This window comes from Nocardioides alkalitolerans DSM 16699 (genome assembly GCF_000426525.1).
In the GTDB taxonomy this organism is placed as follows: Bacteria; Actinomycetota; Actinomycetes; order Propionibacteriales; family Nocardioidaceae; genus Nocardioides; species Nocardioides alkalitolerans.
In genome coordinates this window covers 1-22,526 of record NZ_AUFN01000014.1, presented here as the reverse complement: position 1 = coordinate 22,526, position 22,526 = coordinate 1, and the positions used below count along the sequence as shown (strand labels likewise).

General features: G+C 72.4%; 17 protein-coding genes. 14 read left to right on the top strand and 3 right to left on the bottom strand.

What is annotated here, in order from left to right; genetic code table 11:
• Positions 1-43: 43 nt before the first annotated feature.
• The 7 genes from ruvC (at position 44) to K329_RS0113540 (ending at position 8,141) form a co-directional block, all read left to right on the top strand.
• Complete coding sequence (gene ruvC, locus K329_RS26765; RefSeq protein ID WP_052336877.1) at positions 44-613, top strand: crossover junction endodeoxyribonuclease RuvC; 570 nt, start codon at positions 44-46, stop codon at positions 611-613.
• A complete protein-coding gene (gene ruvA, locus K329_RS0113565) occupies positions 610-1,209 on the top strand; it encodes a Holliday junction branch migration protein RuvA (protein WP_028473476.1) in 600 nt (199 codons plus the stop codon). The genes ruvC and ruvA overlap by 4 nt, the downstream gene beginning before the upstream one ends.
• A 52-nt stretch (positions 1,210-1,261) precedes the next feature.
• Entirely contained in the window at positions 1,262-2,323 is a 1,062-nt protein-coding gene (ruvB, locus tag K329_RS0113560) for a Holliday junction branch migration DNA helicase RuvB (RefSeq protein WP_157571742.1), read from the top strand.
• Between the two features lie 80 nt (positions 2,324-2,403).
• A complete protein-coding gene (gene yajC, locus K329_RS0113555) occupies positions 2,404-2,736 on the top strand; it encodes a preprotein translocase subunit YajC (RefSeq protein WP_028473474.1) in 333 nt (110 codons plus the stop codon).
• 2 nt (positions 2,737-2,738) lie between these two features.
• Positions 2,739-5,078 (top strand): SecDF P1 head subdomain-containing protein, encoded by a 2,340-nt coding sequence (locus K329_RS0113550; protein ID WP_028473473.1) that lies wholly within the window; start codon positions 2,739-2,741, stop codon positions 5,076-5,078.
• A gap of 5 nt (positions 5,079-5,083) precedes the next feature.
• Positions 5,084-5,668 carry an adenine phosphoribosyltransferase gene (locus K329_RS0113545; RefSeq protein ID WP_052336876.1) on the top strand — a complete coding sequence of 195 codons (585 nt, stop codon included), beginning with the start codon at positions 5,084-5,086 and terminating at the stop codon, positions 5,666-5,668.
• A gap of 241 nt (positions 5,669-5,909) precedes the next feature.
• Positions 5,910-8,141 carry a RelA/SpoT family protein gene (locus tag K329_RS0113540; protein ID WP_028473471.1) on the top strand — a complete coding sequence of 744 codons (2,232 nt, stop codon included), beginning with the start codon at positions 5,910-5,912 and terminating at the stop codon, positions 8,139-8,141.
• 194 nt (positions 8,142-8,335) lie between these two features.
• Here the strand turns inward: K329_RS0113540 and K329_RS0113535 are convergent, their stop codons facing one another.
• Positions 8,336-9,565 (bottom strand): DUF349 domain-containing protein, encoded by a 1,230-nt coding sequence (locus K329_RS0113535; RefSeq protein ID WP_028473470.1) that lies wholly within the window; start codon positions 9,563-9,565, stop codon positions 8,336-8,338.
• Between the two features lie 168 nt (positions 9,566-9,733).
• On the opposite strand from K329_RS0113535, the gene K329_RS0113530 reads away from it, so the two are divergent.
• Genes K329_RS0113530 through aspS form a run of 3 tightly spaced genes read left to right on the top strand, consistent with a single transcriptional unit; the run spans position 9,734 to position 13,701 of the window.
• Positions 9,734-10,465: an MBL fold metallo-hydrolase gene (locus K329_RS0113530; protein WP_028473469.1), complete on the top strand. Its 732-nt coding sequence runs from the start codon at positions 9,734-9,736 to the stop codon at positions 10,463-10,465.
• Between the two features lie 18 nt (positions 10,466-10,483).
• The gene (hisS, locus tag K329_RS26760; RefSeq protein ID WP_052336875.1) at positions 10,484-11,902 is read left to right on the top strand and encodes a histidine--tRNA ligase; all 1,419 of its coding nucleotides are present in this window, start codon (positions 10,484-10,486) and stop codon (positions 11,900-11,902) included.
• Positions 11,899-13,701 (top strand): aspartate--tRNA ligase, encoded by a 1,803-nt coding sequence (gene aspS / locus K329_RS0113520; RefSeq protein ID WP_028473468.1) that lies wholly within the window; start codon positions 11,899-11,901, stop codon positions 13,699-13,701. Before hisS ends, aspS begins: the two co-directional genes overlap by 4 nt.
• A gap of 108 nt (positions 13,702-13,809) precedes the next feature.
• Here the strand turns inward: aspS and K329_RS0113515 are convergent, their stop codons facing one another.
• Positions 13,810-14,478 carry a potassium channel family protein gene (locus K329_RS0113515; protein ID WP_028473467.1) on the bottom strand — a complete coding sequence of 223 codons (669 nt, stop codon included), beginning with the start codon at positions 14,476-14,478 and terminating at the stop codon, positions 13,810-13,812.
• Positions 14,478-15,140 (bottom strand): potassium channel family protein, encoded by a 663-nt coding sequence (locus tag K329_RS0113510; protein ID WP_028473466.1) that lies wholly within the window; start codon positions 15,138-15,140, stop codon positions 14,478-14,480. Before K329_RS0113510 ends, K329_RS0113515 begins: the two co-directional genes overlap by 1 nt.
• A 168-nt stretch (positions 15,141-15,308) precedes the next feature.
• Between K329_RS0113510 and K329_RS0113505 the strand changes: the two genes are divergently transcribed.
• The 4 genes from K329_RS0113505 to K329_RS26755 form a co-directional block, all read left to right on the top strand.
• Complete coding sequence (locus tag K329_RS0113505; RefSeq protein ID WP_028473465.1) at positions 15,309-17,357, top strand: APC family permease; 2,049 nt, start codon at positions 15,309-15,311, stop codon at positions 17,355-17,357.
• Positions 17,354-18,607 (top strand): class I SAM-dependent RNA methyltransferase, encoded by a 1,254-nt coding sequence (locus K329_RS0113500; RefSeq protein WP_028473464.1) that lies wholly within the window; start codon positions 17,354-17,356, stop codon positions 18,605-18,607. Before K329_RS0113505 ends, K329_RS0113500 begins: the two co-directional genes overlap by 4 nt.
• 292 nt (positions 18,608-18,899) lie before the next feature.
• A complete protein-coding gene (locus tag K329_RS0113495; RefSeq protein WP_028473463.1) occupies positions 18,900-21,710 on the top strand; it encodes an aconitate hydratase in 2,811 nt (936 codons plus the stop codon).
• 521 nt (positions 21,711-22,231) lie between these two features.
• Positions 22,232-22,526 (top strand): hypothetical protein (locus K329_RS26755; RefSeq protein ID WP_043643594.1); only part of this gene is annotated, 295 nt, incomplete at its 3' end.

Sequence of the window (22,526 nt, the reverse complement as noted above, 5' to 3'; positions counted from 1 at the left end):
CGGACGGCGGCCCACCGGGTCGCCCGTGACGAGAGGTGAGCGGATGCGCGTGCTCGGGATCGACCCCGGTCTGACCCGCTGCGGGGTCGGCGTGGTCGACGGCGACGTCGGCCGACCGCTGCGCATGGTCGACGTCAACGTCATCCGAACGTCGTCGGACGTGCCCGTGGCCCTGCGCCTGGTGACGATCGAGAAGGGCATCGACGCCTGGCTCGACGAGTACGCACCCGACGCGGTCGCGGTCGAGCGGGTCTTCGCCCGCTCCGACGTGAGCACGGTCATGGGCACGGCGCAGGCCAGCGGCATCGCGCTCGTCGCCGCCGCCCGGCGGGGCATCCCGGTGGCCCTCCACACGCCCAGCGAGGTCAAGGCCGCGGTGTCCGGCAGCGGCCGGGCGCAGAAGGCCCAGGTCGGCGCGATGGTCACCCGGATCCTCCAGCTCGACGCACCCCCGAAGCCGGCGGACGCCGCCGACGCCCTCGCCCTCGCCATCACCCACATCTGGCGCGGTGGCGCCCAGGCCCGCATCGACGCGGCCCTCGCCGCCGCCCAGGCCCAGCAGAAGAAGGCGCAGCAGAAGATGAAGGACGCCGTCGCAGGAGCCCGCCGATGATCGCCTTCGTGCGCGGCCGCGTGGTCACCGTGTCGCTCACCAGCGCCGTCGTCGACGTCGGCGGACTGGGGTACGACGTGCAGTGCACCCCCGGCACGCTCGCGACCCTGCGCACGGGCGCCGAGACGACGCTCGCCACCAGCATGGTCGTCCGGGAGGACTCGTGGACCCTCTTCGGCTTCGCCGACGAGGACGAGAAGCAGGTCTTCGAGCTGGTGCAGACCGCCTCGGGGGTCGGCCCCAAGGTCGCGCAGGCCATGGTGGCGGTGCTCAGTCCCGACGACGTACGGCGCGCGATCCGCGACGAGGACGTGAAGGCGCTGACCCGCGTGCCGGGCATCGGCCAGAAGGGCGCGCAGCGCATCATCCTCGAGCTGAAGGACCGCATCGGCGCTCCCGTCGGCAGCGCCGCCGTCGTCCGTGGCGCGGCGCCCGTCGTCACCTGGCGCGACCAGGTGCACGAGGGTCTCGTGGGCCTCGGCTGGTCGACCCGGGAGGCCGAGCAGGCGATCGAGGCCGTGGCGCCCGAGGCCGGCGACGTGCCGGACGTCGGTGCGCTGCTCCGCTCCGCGCTGCGCTCCATGAGCAGGGCGTGAGCGCGCGGTGGACTTCTTCTCCCACGACGAGGACGACTCCGCGCACGACGCGCTGAGCCAGGCCGAGGAGCGCCACCTCCGGTCGCTCACCGCGGCCGAGGCGGAGGGCGACGAGCGCGCCGTCGAGGCGGCGCTGCGGCCGCGTTCCCTCGCGGAGGTCATCGGGCAGACCCGGGTGCGGGAGCAGCTCGACCTGGTGCTCGAGGCGGCCCGCCGCCGCGGTCGGGCTCCCGACCACGTGCTGCTGTCCGGTCCGCCCGGGCTGGGCAAGACCACGCTCGCCATGATCATCGCGGCCGAGATGTCGACACCGCTGCGGCTCACGAGCGGCCCGGCCATCACCCACGCCGGCGACCTCGCCGCGATCCTCTCGGGCATGAACGAGGGGGACGTGCTCTTCGTCGACGAGATCCACCGGATGTCGCGGCCCGCCGAGGAGATGCTCTACATGGCGATGGAGGACTTCCGCGTCGACGTCATCATCGGCAAGGGCCCCGGCGCCACGGCGATCCCGCTCGAGATCCCCCCGTTCACGCTGGTGGGCGCCACCACCCGCGCGGGTCTCCTGCCGGGTCCGCTGCGCGACCGCTTCGGCTTCACGGCCCACCTGGAGTTCTACGAGCCCCACGAGCTCGACGAGATCGTCCGCCGCTCGGCCGGGCTGCTCGGCTGCGAGCTGGAGACCGAGGGCTCGGCGGAGATCGCCTCCCGCTCCCGCGGCACGCCCCGCATCGCCAACCGCCTCCTGCGTCGGGTGCGCGACTACGCCCAGGTGCGCGCCGACGGCGTGGTCACCCGGCCCGTCGCCCGGGCGGCGCTCGAGCTGTACGAGGTCGACGAGTCGGGGCTCGACCGGCTCGACCTCGCGGTGCTCGACGCCCTCTGCCGGCGTTTCGGCGGTGGGCCGGTGGGCATCTCGACGCTCGCCGTGGCCGTGGGGGAGGAGCGCGAGACCGTCGAGGAGGTCGCCGAGCCCTTCCTGGTGCGCTCCGGGTTGCTCGCCCGCACTCCCCGGGGCCGGGTCGCGACCCCCGCCGCCTGGGCCCACCTCGGCCTCCCCGCGCCGTCCCAGGTGCCGGGTGCCCCGGCGGGACCGACGCTGTTCGGCGGGTGAGCGGACCCGCCCGATAGGATCGCCGCGGCCGGTCACGCCGGCCAGACCACATGTCGCCGACGACGAAGAGATTCTCTGCTGTGGAAGCGTTCCTGTTCCCCCTCGTACTCCTGCTCCTGTTCTACGTCCTCCTGATCCGTCCGGCCCAGCGCCGCCAGAAGGCGCAGGTGAACCTGCAGTCGTCGCTCGTCGCGGGTCGTCAGGTCATGCTGACCAGCGGTGTGTTCGGCACCCTGACCGACGTCTCCGACCCCGACCGCGCGAGCGTCGAGATCGCTCCGGGCGTCGTCATCGAGGTCGCCCGCGCGGCGGTCGCGTCGATGATCGACGAGCCGGGTGACGACGTCATCGACGACGCCCCGGCCGCCGACGACAAGGTCGTCCTCGACAAGCGGGACGACGAGGGCGTCTGACCTTGCCCGGTCCCGGGGGGCGCGCCGGCCGTGAGCTGGCGCTGTACGTCGTCCTGCTCGGGATGGCGGTCGGGCTCGTCGCACTGACGGCCAGCTGGACGCCCCGCTGGGGCGTCGACGTGCTGGCCGGCACCCGTGTGACGCTGCAGCCGACGGAGCCGGGGGCCTCCCGGGACGACCTGGACGCCACCGCCCGCGCTCTCGAGGAGCGGGCCAGCGACGCCGGTACCGCCGGGCTCGACGTCCGTCCGCGCAGCGACGGGTCGTTGGTCGTCACCCTCCCGGGCACCCCCGACCCCCGCGTGGTGGAGCTGCTCGCAGCCGCCGGCGAGGTCGAGGTCCGGGGCGTCGTGCGGCAGCTGTCGGCCGGCGAGCGAACCGCCGCCCGCGACGACGGAGCCGCGGTCGATCCGGCCGCCCTGCGCGAGACGCTGACGGGGCCGCCGCGCGATGCCGTGGACTGGGCCGAGTCGCCCGACCCGGCCTGGGTGGCCGCGCTCGCGTCGTACGACTGCGCCACGCCGGTGACCGCCGACGCGTCCGCCCCCTCCTTCTCCTGCGACGCCGCGGGCACGGCCTACCTGCTCGGACCCGCCGTCGCGACGGGCGGCGACGTCGTCGACGTCCGCTCGACCCTCGACCCCGGGGCGTGGACGGTCGAGCTCGACCTGCGCGCGGCAGCCGCTGACGACCTCGACGACCTGATGATGTCGCTCGCCGCGACGGACGCGGGGCGGGTCGCGCTCGTCGTCGACACCGAGGTGGTGACCACCACGGTCGTGCGCGGCCCCCTCGAGGGCAGCACGATCGGCTTCGGCACGAACCTCGACCAGCGCGCCTCCCAGGACCTGGCCGCCCGGGTCGAGGCGGGGTCGCTGCCCGTGGCCGTCGGGGCCGTCGACGTGGCCCGCCTGGGGCCGACGCTCTACCGGGGCGAGGGCGATCGCGGTGCGCTCGCCGCCGGTGCCGGGCTGCTCGCCGCCATCGTGGCGGGTCTCCTGCTCGCCCGACGCCGCGCGCTCCTGCCGGTCGCGGCGCTGCTCGGCACGGCCGCCCTGGCGGCCCCCGTCGCGCTCGTGGTCGACCAGGCGGTGGGGCTGCCCGTGAGCCTCGCGGTGCTCGTGGTCGCCGCGGCCGCGGTCGCCGTCGCGCCCGTGGTCGCGCAGCACGCGGCCGCTGCGCCGCACAGTGGCGTAGTCGTCTGGCGTGCCTGGTGGCCGCCCGTCGCGCTCGGCCTGGGCGCCGGGGTGCTCGTGCGGGTGCTGACCGGAGGCCCGGTCGGCGACGTCGCCGTCGCGCTGGCGACCGTGCTGGGGTGCGTGCTGGTGACGACCCGGCTGCTGACGCTGCCGCTGGGCGTGCGGCTCGCGGAGGACGCCCCGCCCGTCGCGGACCGTGCTCCCGCACGCCGGTCGGGCCCCGTCACGGCGCTCGCGCTCGCCGTGCTCGCCGTCGCCGCGGCCGTCGGCCTGCTCGTGCACGGCGTCGCGACCGACACGGCCTTCACCGATGGCCAGGAGCACGTCGTCCCCACCTCCTCCGACGCCGGCGACGCCCGGGGCGAGATCCGGGACGCGGTGACCGCCGCCGGCCTCCCCGCCACGTCCGTGCGGACGGCGGGCGACCGCGCGGTGCTCGTGACGACCCCGACGCTGGACGACGGGCAGCGGACGGCGCTCGACGCCGCCCTGGCCGACGTACCTGCCGTGGCGGGGCCCGTGGCGACCTCCGAGATCCGCGCGACCGGCGCGACGGGCGGTGCCGGCACCTGGGCCCTCGGGGCCGGCGTGCTCGCCGTGGCGCTCCTCGCGGCGGCCCTGCTCGCCGTACGGCGTGCCGCCCCCGGCACGCGCGCGGCCGCCCTCGCCGTCATCGGCGGGGCCACCGCGCTCGCCGCCGTCGTCGCGCTCGGGATCGGCGCCTGGGCCCAGCTGACCCTCTCGCCGGCGGTGCTCGCGGCCCTGGCCGGCGTCACGCTCGTCGCGGTGCTCACGCAGGCCGGACGCGTCGCCGCCCCGCAGCGCGACGCTGGTGCCGCCCTGGTCGCGACCCTGGTCGTGGTCGTGCCGCTCCTCGCCGTGGTGGTGGCCGCGCCCTCGGTGCGGGCACCGTTCGCCGTCCTCGCCGCCGGTCTGCTCGCGACCGCGCTCGCTGCCCGGGTGGTGGGCGGTCGCCGGCTCGGTGGCGAGGTGGCCGGCGAGGGACCTGCGGCGGGTGTCACACCCGCGACCCCCACCGCGTCCGAGGTGGGCGACGACCGACGCCGTACCGTGCCCGACGGCGGACCGAGCGGACGCCCCGCACCGCGGCACCAGCCGCACGCAGGACGAGGACGGAGCTGAGGGCCATGAGCGAACCGACGACGCAGACCCACCCGGCGGGCGACCCGGTGGTCGAGGCCGCCCGCGAGGCGATCGAGCGCCTGGTCGTCGACGTGCCGGACTTCCCCGAGGCCGGGGTGGTGTTCAAGGACGTCTCGCCCCTGCTGGCCGACCCGGCCGGCTTCGCCGCGGTGGTCGCCGCTCTCGCGACGCTCGGCCGCGACGCCGACGGCACGGTGGTCGTCGACAAGGTGGTCGGCATGGAGGCCCGCGGCTTCCTCTTCGGCACCCCCGTCGCCCAGCTGCTCGGTGTCGGGTTCGTGCCCGTGCGCAAGACGGGCAAGCTGCCGCGCGCGACCCACGAGGCGACGTACGACCTCGAGTACGGCAGCGCGACGCTCGCGCTGCACCAGGACGGGATCACGCCGGGGGAGCGGGTGCTCGTCGTCGACGACGTGCTCGCCACGGGTGGCACGGCAGCGGCGACGAAGTCGCTGGTCGAGCGCTGCGGGGGCGTCGTGGTCGGCTTCGCGATGCTCCTCGAGCTGACGTTCCTGCCCGGGCGCGACGCCGTCGGAGAGCTGCCGCTCCTCGCGCTCGCGCGGGTCTGAACCGGCCGGTCACGAGCACGCCGTGGGAGGACCTAGACTCACGAAGGTGAGTGAGGACCGGTCCGGCACGCGCGAGCAGGAGACGCAGGCCGCCACCGAGCCCGGAACCGCCGACCCGGGGTCCCGCCAGCGCTCGCGACGCACGCCCCTGGCACCCCCGCGCCCCGCCGGCACGGAGCGTGTCGCCGAGGAGGCGCCGATCCCGGTGCGCAGCACCGACAGCATCACGTCGGCGCGCAGCATGCGGGCCCGCCTCGCGCGCATCGGCACCCGCAGCCAGCCCGGCAACCCGGTGCTCGAGCCGCTGTTCCGCGCGGTCCGGGCCAACCACCCGAAGGCCGACCTCGCGCTGATCGAGCGGGCGTACGTGACGGCCGAGCGCGTGCACGGCACGCAGATGCGCAAGAGCGGCGACCCCTACATCACCCACCCGCTCGCGGTGACGACGATCCTCGCCGAGATCGGCATGACCGAGCCGACGCTCGTCGCCGCGCTGCTGCACGACACGGTGGAGGACACGCCGTACACCCTCGACGAGCTGCGCGCCGACTTCGGCGACGAGGTCGCCCGCCTGGTCGACGGCGTCACGAAGCTCGACAAGGTCCAGTACGGCGACTCTGCCCAGGCCGAGACCATCCGCAAGATGATCGTGGCGATGGCCCGCGACATCCGGGTGCTCGTCATCAAGCTCGCCGACCGGCTCCACAACATGCGCACGCTGCGCTACGTCAAGCAGGAGACGCAGGAGCGCAAGGCCCGCGAGACGCTCGACATCTTCGCGCCGCTGGCCCACCGGCTCGGCATGAACACCCTCAAGTGGGAGCTGGAGGACCTCGCGTTCGCCACGCTCCACCCGAAGATCTACGACGAGATCGTCCGGATGGTGGCCGACCGCGCCCCGTCGCGCGACCAGTTCCTCGCCGAGGTCATCGCGGCCGTCACCCAGGACCTCAAGGACGCCAAGATCAAGGCGACCGTGTCGGGCCGGCCGAAGCACTACTACTCGATCTACCAGAAGATGATCGTCGGTGGCCGCGAGTTCACCGACATCTACGACCTGGTCGGCATCCGGGTCCTCGTCGAGGAGGACCGGGAGTGCTACACGGTCATGGGCACGGTCCACCAGCGGTGGAACCCGGTGCTCGGCCGGTTCAAGGACTACGTCGCGATGCCGAAGTTCAACATGTACCAGTCGCTGCACACGACGGTCATCGGTCCGCAGGGCAAGCCGGTCGAGATCCAGATCCGCACCTACGGCATGCACCGTCGCGCCGAGTACGGCGTGGCCGCCCACTGGAAGTACAAGGAGGACGGCCGCACCGGCGTCGACACCGAGCGGCGTGCCGACGTCGACGACATGACGTGGGTGCGCCAGCTGCTCGACTGGCAGAGCGAGGTCGAGGATCCGGGCGAGTTCCTGGACTCCCTGCGCTTCGAGATCAACCAGGCCGAGGTATACGTCTTCACGCCCCGCGGCGACGTCATCGCGCTCCCCACGGGCGCCACCCCGGTCGACTTCGCCTACGCCGTGCACACCGAGGTCGGCCACCACACGATCGGCTCGCGCGTGAACGGCCGCCTCGTGCCGCTCGAGTCGACGCTCGACAACGGCGACGTGGTCGAGGTCTTCACCTCGAAGGCGCCGAACGCCGCTCCGTCGCGCGACTGGCTGGGCTTCGTCCAGTCGCCGCGCGCCCGCTCGAAGATCCGGGCGTGGTTCACGAAGGAGCGCCGCGAGGAGGCCATCGAGCGCGGCAAGGACCAGATCGCCAAGCTGATGCGCAAGGAGGGTCTGCCCCTCAAGCGCCTCATGTCCGCCGAAGCCCTCAACCTGGCGGCGGTGCACTTCAAGCTGGCCGACATCACGGCGCTCTACGCCGCGGTGGGCGAGGGCAACCTCTCGGCCCAGGCCGTCGTACGACGCGTGATCGAGGTCCACGGCGGCGTCGAGGGCGCCCGGGAGGACCTCTCCGAGGGCGTCACCATCACCAACCGCCGCCGGTCGAAGGCCGCGTCGAGCTCGAGCGACTCCGGCGTGCTCGTCGTGGGTGCCGCCGACGTCTGGGCCAAGCTCGCGAAGTGCTGCACGCCCGTGCCGCCCGACCCGATCCTGGGCTTCGTCACCAAGGGCGGCGGCGTGTCGGTGCACCGCCGCGACTGCACGAACGCGTCGAGCCTCACCAGCCAGCCCGAGCGGCTCGTCGACGTCGAGTGGGCCCCGACCGCCCAGTCGACCTTCCTCGTCAACATCCAGGTCGAGGCCCTCGACCGGGCCCGCCTGCTCTCCGACATCACGATGGTGCTGTCGGACGTGCACGTGAACATCCTCAGCGCCTCGCTCAGCACGACGCGCGACCGGGTGGCCAAGAGCCGGTTCACGTTCGAGATGGCCGACGCCAAGCACCTCGACTCCGTGCTCCGCGCCGTCCGGACCGTGCCGGGCGTCTTCGACGCCTACCGCGTCACGCAGTAGCCGGCGGGCTGCCGGTTTCACCGGCTAGCCGGTGAAACCAGCACCGGGCGGACGAAGGTTCGCGCGCCAGGTGCGGGGTTCGTCACCTAGCCGGTGAAACCGGCACCCGCCCGACCGCCCCGAAGCGAAAGATCCGACGCACCAGGTGCGTCGGATCCCCCACTGGGTCGTGCTGGCGTCGTACGACGCGGGGCTCAGCCCCCGAAGTCCTCGGAGGCGCGGCGGGCGGCGTCGAGGAACATCTGGCGCGACGCCAGGTTGCTCTCGAGGTCGGCCACCTTCTTCGCGTTGCCGGCCGCCCGGGCCTGCTCCAGCTCGGCCTCGACCTCGGCGATCGCGGTCTCGAGCTTGGTGACCATGTCGTTGGCGCGGGCGGACTTCTCGGGGTCCGACTTCTTCCACTGGTCGTCCTCGACGCCCCGGATGGCCTGCTCGACCTTGCGCATGCGCGCCTCGAGGTCCTTGATCCGGTCGCGCGGCACCTTGCCGGCCGCGTCCCAGCGGTCGGCGAGGTCGCGGAACGCGCGCTTCGCGGCGTCCAGGTCGGTCACCGGCAGCAGCGCCTCGGCCTCGACGAGCAGCTTCTCCTTGACCTCGGCGTTGCCGGCGAACTCGGCGTCGAGCGCCGAGTTGGCCGCGTCGCGGTTGCCGAAGAACGTGTCCTGCGCGCCCCGGAAGCGACGCCAGAGGGCCTCGTCGACGTCGCGCGGCGCGGGGCCGGCGGCCTTCCAGTCGCGCATGAGGTCGCGAAAGCGTCCGGCGGTGGCACCCCAGTCGGTGGAGTCGGCCAGCGACTCGGCCTCCGTGGCGAGCCGCTCCTTCACCGATCGGGCGCCCTCGCGCTTCTCGTTGAGCTGCGCGAAGTGCGCCTTGCGGCGGCGGGTGTACGTCGTGCGCGCGCCGGAGAACCGTCGCCACAGCGTGTCGTCGGAGGCGCGGTCGAGGCGGGGGAGCGCCTTCCACTCCTCGAGCAGGTCGCGCAGGCGGTTGGCGCCGTTGCGCCAGTCGTCGCTCTCCGCGAGCTTCTCGGCCTCGGCGGCGATGCGCTCCTTCTCGACCTTCGCGGCGGCGACCTTCTCGGCCCGCTCGGCCTTCTTGGCCTCCCGCTGCGCATCGACGGCGCCCGTGAGGCCCTCGACCCGCTTCAGCAGGCCCTCGAGGTCGCCCACGGCGTTCGCGTCGGTCACGCTGCCGCGCACCTTGGCGACGGCGGAGCCGGCGTCCTCGGGGCTCAGCACGCCGCTCGCGATGCGCTTCTCCAGCAGCTCGACCTCGAACACGAGGGCGTCGTACCGGTCCGTGAAGAACTTGAGGGCCTCGGCGGCCGACCCGACCGGGTACTGCCCGACCGACCTCTCACCCTCGGAGGTGCGCACGTAGACCGTGCCGTCCTCGTCGACCCGTCCCCACTCTTGACCCGTCACTGGTCGTCCTCTTCGCTCGCTCGCCGTCGGCTTGCCGCAGGGTGCCGCGTCGTCGACGCGCTCCTGCCTGCGCCCATGCTAGTCATGCGCGGGGCACCTGGGGCGCGCACGCCTCGGCTCGTCGCGGCCACTGTGCGTCGGGACCCCGCGGCTCGGTAGTCTGCCGTGGTGTTCATCGCCGGATTCCCCGCAGGCTCCTGGGGCACCAACTGCTACGTCGTCGCGACGGGCACGGGTGCCGAGTGCGTCGTCGTCGACCCCGGGCAGAACGCCACGGCGGGCGTCGAGCAGGTGGTGCGGGAGAACAACCTCAAGCCCGTCGCCGTCCTGCTGACCCACGGCCACATCGACCACATGTGGTCGGTGACCCCCGTGGCCGGCGCCTACGACGCCACCGCCTACATCCACCCGCGTGACCGGCACCTGCTGGCCGACCCGATGGCGGGCATCTCGCGCGAGAGCGCCGCGATGCTGCTGGGCGGCACCCACGAGTTCGTCGAGCCCGACCGCGTGGAGGAGCTGGCCGACCTCACCACCATCGAGCTGGCCGGCCTCGAGTTCGTCGTCGACCACACCCCGGGCCACACCGAGGGGTCCGTCACGTTCCGCACGCCGTACGGCGCCGCGGGCGGCCAGGCGGAGATCTCGGAGGTCATGTTCGCCGGCGACCTGCTGTTTGCGGGCTCCATCGGACGGACCGACCTGCCGGGTGGCGACCACCCGACGATGCTGCGCACCCTGACCAGCAAGGTGCTGCCGCTCGCCGACGACATCGTCGTGCTCCCCGGCCACGGCGAGCAGACCTCCATCGGGCGCGAGCGCGCCACCAATCCCTACCTCCTCGAGCTGATCGAGACCGGCCCCGACGGGGCGACCGGCCGCGTGACCCGCGGTCTGTAGAGAGCGAGCCACCACCAGATGAGCAAGCCCACCAAGCTGAGCGGGTTCCCCGAGCTGCTGCCGGCCGAGCGCGTCGTCGAGCAGCTGGTCGTCGACACGCTGCGCCGTACCTTCGAGCTGCACGGGTTCGCGGGCGTCGAGACCCGCGCGGTCGAGCCCCTCGACCAGCTGCTGCGCAAGGGCGACACCTCCAAGGAGGTCTACGTGCTGCGCCGGCTCCAGGAGACCGACGCGTCCGCGGACTCCGGCATGGGGCTTCACTTCGACCTCACCGTGCCGTTCGCCCGCTACGTGCTCGAGAACGCCGGCAAGCTCGAGTTCCCGTTCCGGCGCTTCCAGATCCAGAAGGTGTGGCGCGGCGAGCGTCCCCAGGACGGGCGCTACCGCGAGTTCACGCAGGCCGACATCGACGTGATCGGCCGCGACACCCTGCCGTTCCACCACGACGTCGAGGTCACCCGCGTCATGCTCGACGCGCTCCGCCGGCTGGCGCGCCCCGACGTGGTCGGGCTGCCCGGCTTCCGCCTGCAGGTCAACAACCGCAAGCTCATCCAGGGCTTCTACGCCGGCCTCGGGCTCACGGACGTCGACGAGGTCATGCGCCTGGTCGACAAGCTCGACAAGGTGCCCGCCGCGCGTGTGCGCGAGATGCTCGTCGCCGACGCGGGCGCGACCCCCGAGCAGGCCGACGCCTGCCTCGAGCTGGCGAGCATCCGCAGCGACGACGACGGGCTCGTGGCGCAGGTGCGGGCCCTCGGCGTCAGCCACGACCTCCTCGACGAGGGCCTGGCCGAGCTCGGCGACCTCATGCGGGCCTGCGCGCCCCTGGCCGACGAGCACGTGCGCATCACCGCCGACCTCTCGATCGCCCGCGGCCTCGACTACTACACGGGCACGGTCTTCGAGACCCGCCTCGACGGCTACGAGTCGATGGGCTCGATCTGCTCCGGCGGTCGCTACGACGCGCTCGCGAGCGACGGGCGTACGACGTACCCCGGCGTCGGGATCTCGCTGGGCGTCTCCCGCGTGCTCGTGCCCCTGATCTCCCGCGGCGTCGTGGTGGGGAGCCGGTCGGTGCCGAGCGCCGTGCTGGTCGCGCTCACCGACGAGGAGTCGCGCCCGGCGAGCGACGCCGTCGCCGACGCCCTGCGCGCCCGCGGGATCCCGTGCGAGGTCGCGGCCACCGCGGCCAAGTTCGGCAAGCAGATCCGGTACGCCGAGCGCCGCGGCATCCCGTTCGTCTGGTTCCCCGGCACTCCCGGGGACGACGACGGGGTCCCGGCCCGCGACCAGGTCAAGGACATCCGCAGCGGGAACCAGGTGGACGCCGACCCCCACGCGTGGACACCATCGGAGCAGGACCTGCGCCCGCAGGTGCTCCGCCCGCACGACGAGACATCACCCCGCACGACCGACCTCCAGGAGAAGACCCCGTGATCCGCACCCATGACGCCGGCGCCCTGCGCGCCGAGCACGTCGGCCAGACCGTCACCCTCACCGGGTGGGTGGCGAGGCGCCGCGATCACGGCGGGGTCGCGTTCCTCGACCTCCGTGAGGCCAGCGGCGTCGCCCAGGTCGTCGTCCGCGACGAGGAGGTCGCCGGTGGCCTGCGCAACGAGTACTGCGTGAAGGTCGTCGGCACCGTCGGGCTCCGCCCCGAGGGCAACGCCAACCCGAACCTGCCCTCGGGCGAGATCGAGGTCGTGGCCGAGACCGTCGAGGTGCTCAGCGCCAGCGCGCCCCTGCCGTTCCCGATCGACGAGTCCGGCCACAGCGCCGGCGAGATCGGTGAGGAGGCGCGCCTGCGCCACCGCTACCTCGACCTGCGCCGCAGCGGCCCGGGCGACGCCCTGCGCCTGCGCAGCAAGGTCAACAAGGCCGCTCGCGAGGTGCTCGAGGGCCACGACTTCGTGGAGATCGAGACCCCGACGCTGACCCGCTCGACGCCCGAGGGCGCCCGCGACTTCCTGGTGCCCGCCCGCCTGCGCCCGGGCAGCTGGTACGCCCTGCCGCAGAGCCCGCAGCTGTTCAAGCAGCTGCTGATGGTCGCCGGCATGGAGCGCTACTACCAGATCGCGCGCTGCTACCGCGACGAGGACTTCCGCGCCGACCGCCAGCCCGAGTTCACCCAGCTCGACATCGAGATGAGCTTCGTCGAGCAGGACGACGTCATCGCCCTCGGCGAGCAGATCGTCTCGGCGCTGTGGAAGCTGATCGGGTACGACGTGCCGACGCCGCTGCCGCGCATGACGTACGCCGAGGCCATGCGCCGCTTCGGCTCCGACAAGCCCGACCTGCGCATGGGCCAGGAGCTCGTCGAGTGCACCGACTACTTCAAGGACACGACCTTCCGCGTCTTCCAGGCCGAGTACGTCGGCGCGGTCGTGATGCCCGGCGGCGCCTCGCAGCCCCGCAAGCAGCTCGACGCCTGGCAGGAGTGGGCCAAGCAGCGCGGGGCCCGCGGACTGGCCTACGTGCTGGTGCAGGAGGACGGCGAGCTGACCGGCCCCGTCGCCAAGAACCTCTCCGACACCGAGAAGGCCGGCCTCGCCGCCCACGTCGGTGCCGCGCCCGGCGACTGCATCTTCTTCAGCGCCGGCCCCACGAAGGCGATGCGCGCGCTCCTCGGCGCCGCCCGTCTCGAGATCGGTCGCCGCGGCGGCCTCATCGACGAGTCGGCCTGGAGCTTCCTCTGGGTCGTCGACGCCCCGCTCTTCGAGCCGGCCGGTGACGCCACCGCCGCCGGCGACGTCGCCGTGGGCTCCGGGGCCTGGACGGCCGTGCACCACGCCTTCACCTCGCCCAAGGACCTCGACGCCTTCGACGCCGACCCCGGCAACGCGCTCGCCTGGGCCTACGACATCGTCTGCAACGGCAACGAGATCGGCGGCGGGTCGATCCGTATCCACCGCGAGGACGTCCAGAAGCGCGTCTTCGCGATCATGGGCCTCGACGAGGCGGAGGCCGAGGAGAAGTTCGGCTTCCTGCTCGAGGCGTTCAAGTACGGCGCGCCCCCGCACGGCGGCATCGCGTTCGGCTGGGACCGGATCGTCGCGCTCCTCGCGGGCGTCGACTCGATCCGCGAGGTGATCGCGTTCCCGAAGTCGGGCGGCGGCGTCGACCCGCTGACGGCCGCGCCGGCGCCGATCACCAGCGCGCAGCGCAAGGAGGCGGGGGTGGACGCCGTACCCGCGAAGCCCGCCGCCGCGGCGCCGGCCGAGGCGCCCCAGGGCTGATCCGGGCCTGATCCAGGCCTGACCGCTCCACCGATCGCGGTAGGTGGCACCCGTCGAACGGGTACCACCTACCGCGATCTGCGTCCGAGGGGTCGGCCCGGCCGGCGCTCAGGAGTGCGTGGCGGGGGCGAGCAGGCGCTCGAGGTCGTCCTCGAGCTCGGTGGGGATGACGAACAGCAGCTCGTCGCCGGCCTCGAGGGGCTGCTCCTTGTCGGGCGTGTAGACCTGCCCGTCGCGCAGGATCGTGACGAGCGCGCAGTTGTCCGGGAACGGCACGAGGCCCGAGGGCTTGCCGACGTACGGCGAGTCCTCCGGCAGCGTGAGCTCGACGAGGTTGGCCTGGCCCTGGCGGAAGGTGAAGAGCCGCACGAGGTCGCCGACCGCGACGGCCTCCTCCACGAGCGCCGACATGATGCGCGGCGTCGAGACGCTGACGTCCACGCCCCACGCCTCGTTGAACAGCCACTCGTTGTCGGGGTGGTTGACGCGGCCCACCGTGCGGGGCACGCCGAACTCGGTCTTCGCCAGCAGCGAGGCGACGAGGTTGGCCTTGTCGTCACCGGTGGCGGCGATGACGACGTCGCACTGGTCGAGCCGCGCCTCCTCGAGCGAGGAGAGCTCGCAGCAGTCGGCGAGCAGCCACTCGGCCTCCGCGACGCGTTCCGGGCGGATGGCCTCGGCCGCCTTGTCGATGAGGAGCACCTCGTGCCCGTTGCCGATGAGCTCGGCGGCCACGGAGCGCCCGACGGCACCCGCACCCGCGATGGCGACGCGCATCAGCTCTCCTCCGGTCCGCGGGTGATGGTCTGGTAGGCGTGCGCGGCGTTCTCCTCGCGCATCACCAGGTGGAGCAGGTCGCCCTCCTGGATGACCGACTCGCGGTGGGGCAGCATGCCCTCGCCGAGCCTGTCGATCCACGCGATGCGCGACCTCGTCTGCTCCTGGAAGGCGACGGTCCGGTGGCCGACCCACGGGCCGGGGGCCGGCACCTGGTCGAGCCGGATCGTGCCCGACGGGTCCCGGAAGTCCGGCTCGGCGCCGGCCGGCAGCAGCCGGCGCAGGACCTGGTCGGCCGTCCACTTCACGGTCGCGACCGTGGTGATGCCGAGGCGCTGGTAGACCTCGGCGCGGCCGGGGTCGTAGATGCGGGCGACGACCTGCTCGATGCCGAACGACTCGCGGGCCACGCGGGCCGCGATGATGTTCGAGTTGTCGCCGCTGGAGACGGCGGCGAAGGCGTCGGCGCGCTTGATGCCGGCCTTGGTCAGCACCTTGCGGTCGAAGCCGAGGCCCGTCACCTTGTCGCCGTTGAAGGACGGCCCGAGCCGGCGGAAGGCCTCCGCCGAGACGTCGATGACCGACACCGTGTGGTTGCGGTCCTCGAGGCTGCGGGCGAGCGTCGAACCGACGCGGCCACAGCCCATGATCACGACATGCACACGCGGAACCGTACTCCAGCGGAACGTCCGCGCGACGCCGCCTCGTGACCTTCGCCGCGATCGACGCACGACGGGCCCGCCCCCGGGACGTGGGGAGTGGCACGCATCAAGTGGACGGTGTTCGCGGAATCGCCCATCGGCCACCGTCCGGGCGTACCATCGCGCCTCGTGGGTCTCGCCGACGCCTCGAAGAGGATCCTGCTGGGCCGCAAGCTCCGCAGCTCCCAGCTCGGGGAAACTCTCCTCCCGAAGCGCATTGCGCTTCCCGTCTTCGCCAGCGACGCGTTGTCCTCCGTGGCGTACGCGCCCGACGAGGTCTTCATCATGCTCTCCATCGCGGGGGCGACGTCGTACGCGTTCTCGCCCTGGATCGGCATCGCCGTCGCGATGGTGATGGCGGCGGTCATCGCGTCGTACCGGCAGACCGTCCACGCCTACCCGAGCGGCGGCGGCGACTACGAGGTCGCCAGCGTCAACCTGGGCCCGACGGCCGGTACGACGGTGGCGAGCGCGCTGCTGGTCGACTACGTGCTGACGGTGGCGGTGTCGATCTCCTCCGGCTCGCAGTACGCCGCGGCGGCGATCCCGTTCCTCTCGGGTCACGAGGTGCTCTTCGCGTCGGCGCTGGTGGTGCTGCTCATGGCCATCAACCTGCGGGGCATCCGCGAGTCCGGCAGCTACTTCGCCGTGCCGACGTACGCGTTCATGGTCGCGATCTTCGTGATGGCGGTCTACGGCGGCTACCGGTTCGTGACGGGGACGCTGCCCGAGGTCGAGAGCGCCCACCTCGAGGTGGTGCCGCGCCCGGGCTTCGAGGAGCCGCTGACGCAGTTCGCCATGATCTTCCTGCTCGCCCGGGCGTTCTCGTCGGGCTGCGCGGCGCTGACGGGCGTCGAGGCGATCTCCAACGGCGTGCCGGCGTTCCGACGGCCGAAGAGCACCAACGCGGCGTCCACGCTGCTCATGCTCGGTGGCATCGCGATCACGATGATGCTCTCGGTGATCCTGCTGGCCCGCGAGATGGGGCTGCGCTACGTCGACCCGCACGAGCTCGACCGGCTGCGCACCCCCTCGGGCGACGCCCTGCCGGGCGACTACGACCAGCACACCGTGATCGCCCAGATCGCCCGGGCGCTGTTCGCCGACTTCCCGCCCGGGTTCTACCTCGTCGTCACGATGACGGGCATCATCCTGGTGCTGGCCGCCAACACGGCCTTCAACGGCTTCCCGGTGCTCGGCTCGATCCTGGCGAAGGACGGGTTCGCGCCCCGCTCGTTCGGCTCGCGCGGCGACCGCCTCGCCTACAGCAACGGCATCGTCTTCCTCGCCGTCATGGCCATCGTGCTCATCGTCGCCTTCGACGCCGAGACGACCCGCCTCATCCAGCTCTACATCGTCGGCGTCTTCGTCTCCTTCAACCTGAGCCAGCTCGGCATGATCCGCCACTGGACGCGCCACCTGCTGACGGAGAAGGACCCGGCGGTGCGCCGGAAGATGCAGCGCTCCCGCGTCATCAACACGATCGGCCTCGCGTTCACGGCCGTCGTGCTGGTGATCGTGCTCGTCACCAAGTTCACCGAGGGTGCCTGGATCACGATCCTCGCGATGCTCGGCTTCTTCTTCCTCATGCGCGCGATCCGCCGCCACTACGACCGGGTCTCCGACGAGCTCGAGATCGAGGAGGGCGACAAGGTGCTGCCCACGCGGGTGCACGCGATCGTCCTCGTCTCCAAGCTCCACAAGCCGACGCTGCGGGCGCTGGCCTACGCCAAGGCGTCGCGCCCGAACGTGCTCGAGGCGGTCTGCGTCTCCACCGAGACCGGGGAGACCGACAAGCTGCTCGCCCAGTGGGACAAGCGCAACATCGACGTGCCGCTCAAGGTGCTGCACTCGCCGTACCGCGAGCTCGTGCGGCCCATCGTCGACTACGCCGTGGAGATCCGCCGGGCGAACCCGCGCGGCGTCGTGGCCGTCTACATCCCCGAGTACGTCGTGGGCCACTGGTGGGAGCAGCTGCTCCACAACCAGACCGCGCTGCGCCTCAAGGGCCGGCTGCTCTTCACCCCGGGCGTCATGGTGACCTCCGTGCCGTTCCAGCTGGCCTCCTCCGCCGTGGCCCTCGAGCGCCGCAAGCGCGGCCAGTCCCGGGTCCAGGCCGGCGACCTGCGCCGCGGACGCGTGCAGGAGCGCGACGACGACCGGCAGGTGCACCGGTGAGCGGTCAGCAGCCGGGCCGGCCGCAGCGGTCCTCCCGGCGCGGCCGACCGCAGGGTCGCCAGAACCGCACGCGCGCGCCCCGCGGACGGTCGCGAGTCGGGGAGCGGTACGTCGCCGAGGTCGGGCCGGTCGCCCACGGCGGCCACTGCGTCGTGCGCGTGCAGCCGGAGGGCGAGGAGAGGCTCCGCGTCGTCTTCACCCGCCACGCGCTGCCGGGCGAGCAGGTGGTCGTCGAGATCACCGAGGGGGCCGACGGCGACAGCTTCTGGCGCGGTGACGCCGTCGAAGTGGTGACACCGTCCGCCCACCGCGTCGAGGCGCCGTGCCCGTTCGCGGGCCCCGACGCCTGCGGCGGCTGCGACTTCCAGCACGTCGACTTCGCCCACCAGCGCACCCTCAAGGCGGACGTGGTCGCCGAGCAGCTGCGGCGCCTCGCCGGCCTGGAGCTCGACGTCGAGGTCGAGGCCGTCGAGGGCGACCTCCCGGAGCAGGCGGCGGGCCTGCGGTGGCGCACACGGGTGCGGTACGTCGCTCTGCCCGACGGCGGCCGCGGCATGCGCAAGCACCGGTCCCACGACGTCGTCCGCGTCGACGCGTGCCGCATCGCGCACCCCGACGCACGCGAGCCGCAGCCCGGCACCCTCGTCGAGACCGTCGGGGTCGAGCCGCTCGGCGAGCAGCGCTTCGCCGTCGCCGCCGACGGCTTCTGGCAGGTCCACCCCGGTGCGCCCGGCACGCTCGTGGCCACCGTGCTCGAGATGCTCGAGCCCCGGGCGGGGGAGTCGGCCCTCGACCTGTACGGCGGGGTGGGCCTCTTCGCCCGCTTCCTCGCCGAGGCTCTGGGTCCCGACGGGTCGGTGGTCTCCGTCGAGGGCGACGCCGCGGCGTCGTCGTACGCGACCGACAACCTCGCGGACGTGCCGGGGCTCGCCTCCGCGGTCACCGGCGACGTGGCGACGGTGCTCGCCGCGGGCGAGGCCCCGGAGACCGTGGACCTCGTGGTGCTCGACCCGCCCCGCGAGGGTGCCAAGCGGGTCGTCGTCGAGCAGGTCGTCGCCCGTCGGCCCCGAGCGGTCGCGTACGTCGCCTGCGACCCCGCGGCGCTGGCCCGCGACGTGGCGCTCTTCGCCGAGCGTGGCTACGTGCTGCGCCAGCTGCGGGCGTTCGACCTCTTCCCCATGACCCACCACGTGGAGTGCGTCGCGCTCCTCGAGCCGGCCCCGGCCTCCGACCCCGGGCTGACCGACTGACGCCTGCAGGTTGAGGGATGTGGTCTGAGCTCGCTCCCGGTTTCCCCGGTCGGCCGGGGAAACCGTGACCGGGCGGGCAATGCATTGACCCCCCAGTCCTGATTTCCCCGGTCGGCCGGGGAAACCAAGGCATCCGATTCGGATCAACCTTCACATCGTGTATCTTGATGTCGAGATAAACCGCACCGACACCGTACGCCGGAAGTAAGGGCAGCCTTCCTATGAAGGCCCGCCGGGGCGGCGGCAAGATGGTCGGGAGCGCGCGAACCCCAGCGGATCGAGGAGAGTGACTGTGGCAAGTCAGGACAGCTTCGGTGCCAAGAGCACCCTGGACGTGAACGGCACGTCGTACGAGATCTTCCGTCTCGACGCGGTCAAGGGCGAGGGGCTGGACGTCGACTCGCTCCCCTTCTCGCTCAAGGTGCTGCTGGAGAACCTCCTGCGCACCGAGGACGGCGCCGACATCACGGCCGACGACATCAAGGCGATCGCCGGGTGGGACGCGGACGCGGACCCCAGCAAGGAGATCCAGTTCACGCCGGCGCGCGTGATCATGCAGGACTTCACCGGCGTCCCGTGCGTCGTCGACCTCGCCACCATGCGTGAGGCGATGGCCGACCTCGGCGGCGACCCGACCAAGATCAACCCGCTCGCGCCGGCCGAGATGGTCATCGACCACTCCGTCATCGCCGACGTCTTCGGCACGCCCGAGGCGTTCGAGCGCAACGTCGAGATCGAGTACGAGCGCAACCGCGAGCGCTACCAGTTCCTGCGCTGGGGCCAGGGCGCGTTCGACGACTTCAAGGTCGTCCCGCCCGGCACCGGCATCGTCCACCAGGTCAACATCGAGCACCTGGCGCGCACGATCTTCACCCGCGAGGTCGACGGCGAGCTGCAGGCCTACCCCGACACCTGCGTCGGCACCGACTCCCACACCACGATGGTCAACGGCATCGGCGTGGTCGGCTGGGGCGTCGGCGGCATCGAGGCCGAGGCCGCGATGCTCGGCCAGCCCGTGTCGATGCTCATCCCGCGCGTGGTCGGCTTCAAGCTCAACGGCGACCTGCCCGAGGGCACGACGGCGACCGACCTGGTGCTCACGATCACCGAGATGCTGCGCAAGCACGGCGTCGTCGGCAAGTTCGTCGAGTTCTACGGCCCGGGCGTCTCCGCGCTGCCGCTGGCCAACCGCGCCACGATCGGCAACATGAGCCCCGAGTTCGGCTCGACCATCGCGGTCTTTCCGATCGACGAGCAGACGATCGACTACCTGAAGCTGACCGGCCGCTCGGCCGAGCAGCTCGCGCTCGTCGAGCAGTACTCCAAGGCCCAGGGCCTCTGGCACGACCCCGACGCCGAGCCGCGCTACTCCGAGAAGCTCGAGCTCGACGTCTCGACGGTCGTCCCGTCGCTCGCCGGACCCAAGCGTCCGCAGGACCGCGTCTCGCTCTCCAACGCCAAGGACTCGTTCCGCGGCGCGCTCGCCGACTACGTCGACGAGTCCGGCGAGGAGAACGGCTACGACGAGTCCGTCGCCGAGACCTTCCCCGCCTCCGACCCGGTCAGCAGCAACGGCCACGGCGAGGCGGCCCCGCCGAAGGACTACCTCTCGGCGGCGCCGAAGGACGGTGGTCGTCCGAGCAACCCGATCGAGGTCACCCTCGAGGACGGCACGTCGTTCACGCTCGACCACGGCGCGGTCACGATCGCGGCGATCACGTCGTGCACGAACACGTCCAACCCGTCGGTCATGATCGGCGCGGCGCTGCTCGCGAAGAAGGCCGTCGAGAAGGGCCTCACCCGCAAGCCGTGGGTCAAGACCACGCTCGCGCCGGGGTCCAAGGTCGTCAGCGACTACTACGACAAGTCGGGCCTCACGCCGTACCTCGACAAGCTCGGGTTCAACCTCGTCGGCTACGGCTGCACGACCTGCATCGGCAACTCCGGCCCCCTCATCCCCGAGGTCTCGGCCGCGGTCAACGAGGCCGACCTCGCGGTCGTCTCGGTGCTGTCGGGCAACCGCAACTTCGAGGGTCGGATCAACCCCGACATCAAGATGAACTACCTCGCCTCCCCGCCGCTGGTGGTCGCCTACGCGCTCGCCGGCTCGATGGACGTCGACCTGTTCGAGGACCCGCTGGGCCAGGACACCGACGGCAACGACGTGTTCATGAAGGACATCTGGCCGTCGCCGGCCGAGGTCGAGGAGACCATCGCGCAGGCGATCAGCTCGAAGATGTTCGACGACTCCTACCAGGACGTCTTCGCCGGTGACGAGACGTGGCAGTCGCTACCCACGCCCGAGGGCAAGACGTTCGCCTGGGACCCCGAGTCGACCTACGTCCGGAAGCCTCCCTACTTCGACGGGATGCCGGCCGAGCCGACGCCGGTCACCGACATCGAGGGCGCGCGCGTGCTCCTCAAGCTCGGCGACTCGGTGACCACCGACCACATCAGCCCGGCCGGTGCCATCAAGAAGGACTCGCCCGCCGGCAAGTACCTCGCCGAGCACGGCGTCGAGCAGCGCGACTTCAACTCGTACGGCTCGCGTCGCGGCAACCACGAGGTCATGATCCGGGGCACGTTCGCCAACATCCGGCTGCGCAACCAGATCGCCCCCGGCACCGAGGGCGGCTTCACGCGCGACTTCACCCAGGCCGACGCCCCCGTCACGTCGATCTACGAGGCCTCCGAGGCGTACGCCGCCGCGGGCACGCCCCTGGTCGTCCTCTGCGGCAAGGAGTACGGCTCGGGCTCGTCGCGCGACTGGGCCGCCAAGGGCACGTCGCTGCTCGGGGTCCGCGCCGTCATCGCCGAGTCGTACGAGCGCATCCACCGCTCGAACCTCATCGGCATGGGCGTCATCCCGCTGCAGTTCCCCGAGGGCCAGAACGCCGAGTCGCTCGGCCTGACCGGCGAGGAGACCTTCGCGATCTCGGGCATCACCGAGCTCAACGAGGGCCGCACGCCCAAGACGGTCAAGGTCACCGCCGGCGACGTGGAGTTCGACGCGGTCGTCCGCATCGACACCCCGGGCGAGGCGAACTACTACCGCAACGGCGGCATCATGCAGTTCGTGCTCCGGAGCCTCCGCAAGGCCTGAGCGCCACCCGCACCACCACGACGGCCCGTCACCTCGCGAGAGGTGGCGGGCCGTCGTGCGTCGTACGGCGGGCCGGGCCGGCCGCTCGAGTGAGCGGGAGAACAGATCCTGGGGCGCGGTCCCCGCTGCTTCCTGGATCACCAGCAGGCGTGTCCCAGATGTGTTCCGGCGGGCCGAGGCGTTCGTGTCGCTCTGCGCCTGAGAGCAGCCGTGCTGACGTCGTCGTAGCCGGATCCTCTACTCTGCGCCGGGGGCGGCCGAGAGCGGCTGCCAGTTCCGAGGGGGTCGTGATGACACGAGTTGACAGCCACCGGCGCAGTGGTGGAGTGATGGCAGCGGGCGCGAGCCTGGTCGTCGTTGCAGGATCGGTGCATGGCGCCCCGGTCGCAGCTGCGGCCGAGCCGGTCGCTGGTGAGCTCATCGCGGATTACGGCGCCGTCCGGCAGGTTGATTTTCGTGACGGCGTACGCACCTCGATAGAGATCAGCGGCGCCGTCCCCCCGGAAGCGGGCGGGGCGGCCGTGCAGGCGTTCGTGGCCCCCGTCGGCCTCGCCGACGCGCTCGCCGCCCCCGCCCACCGGCTCCCGACGCCGGCGTTCGACGAGCGGTCGGGGTTCAACGTGCCCTCGTGCGCCTACACCGACCCCCAGCGCGACTACTCCGTGTACGTCGTCCAGCCTGCGAGTCCGGGGGTCGAGGGGTCCCAGGTCGAGCTGTCGCTGCCCGAGGTCGACACCTCCCTCCTGACCGCACCCGAGGCGCCGCGACTCGCGCTGAACGCCCCCACGCGGTGGCCGTACATGGAAGGGGCCGGTC

Excerpts from the sequence above, each read along its gene's own strand:
- ruvC (WP_052336877.1), top strand. The coding sequence starts at position 44 with ATGCGCGTGCTCGGGATCGACCCCGGTCTGACCCGCTGCGGGGTCGGC.
- ruvA (WP_028473476.1), top strand. The coding sequence starts at position 610 with ATGATCGCCTTCGTGCGCGGCCGCGTGGTCACCGTGTCGCTCACCAGC.
- K329_RS0113545 (WP_052336876.1), top strand. The coding sequence starts at position 5,084 with ATGAGCGAACCGACGACGCAGACCCACCCGGCGGGCGACCCGGTGGTC.
- K329_RS0113540 (WP_028473471.1), top strand. The coding sequence starts at position 5,910 with ATGCGGGCCCGCCTCGCGCGCATCGGCACCCGCAGCCAGCCCGGCAAC.
- hisS (WP_052336875.1), top strand. The coding sequence starts at position 10,484 with ATGAGCAAGCCCACCAAGCTGAGCGGGTTCCCCGAGCTGCTGCCGGCC.
- K329_RS0113515 (WP_028473467.1), bottom strand. The coding sequence starts at position 14,478 with ATGCGCGTCGCCATCGCGGGTGCGGGTGCCGTCGGGCGCTCCGTGGCC.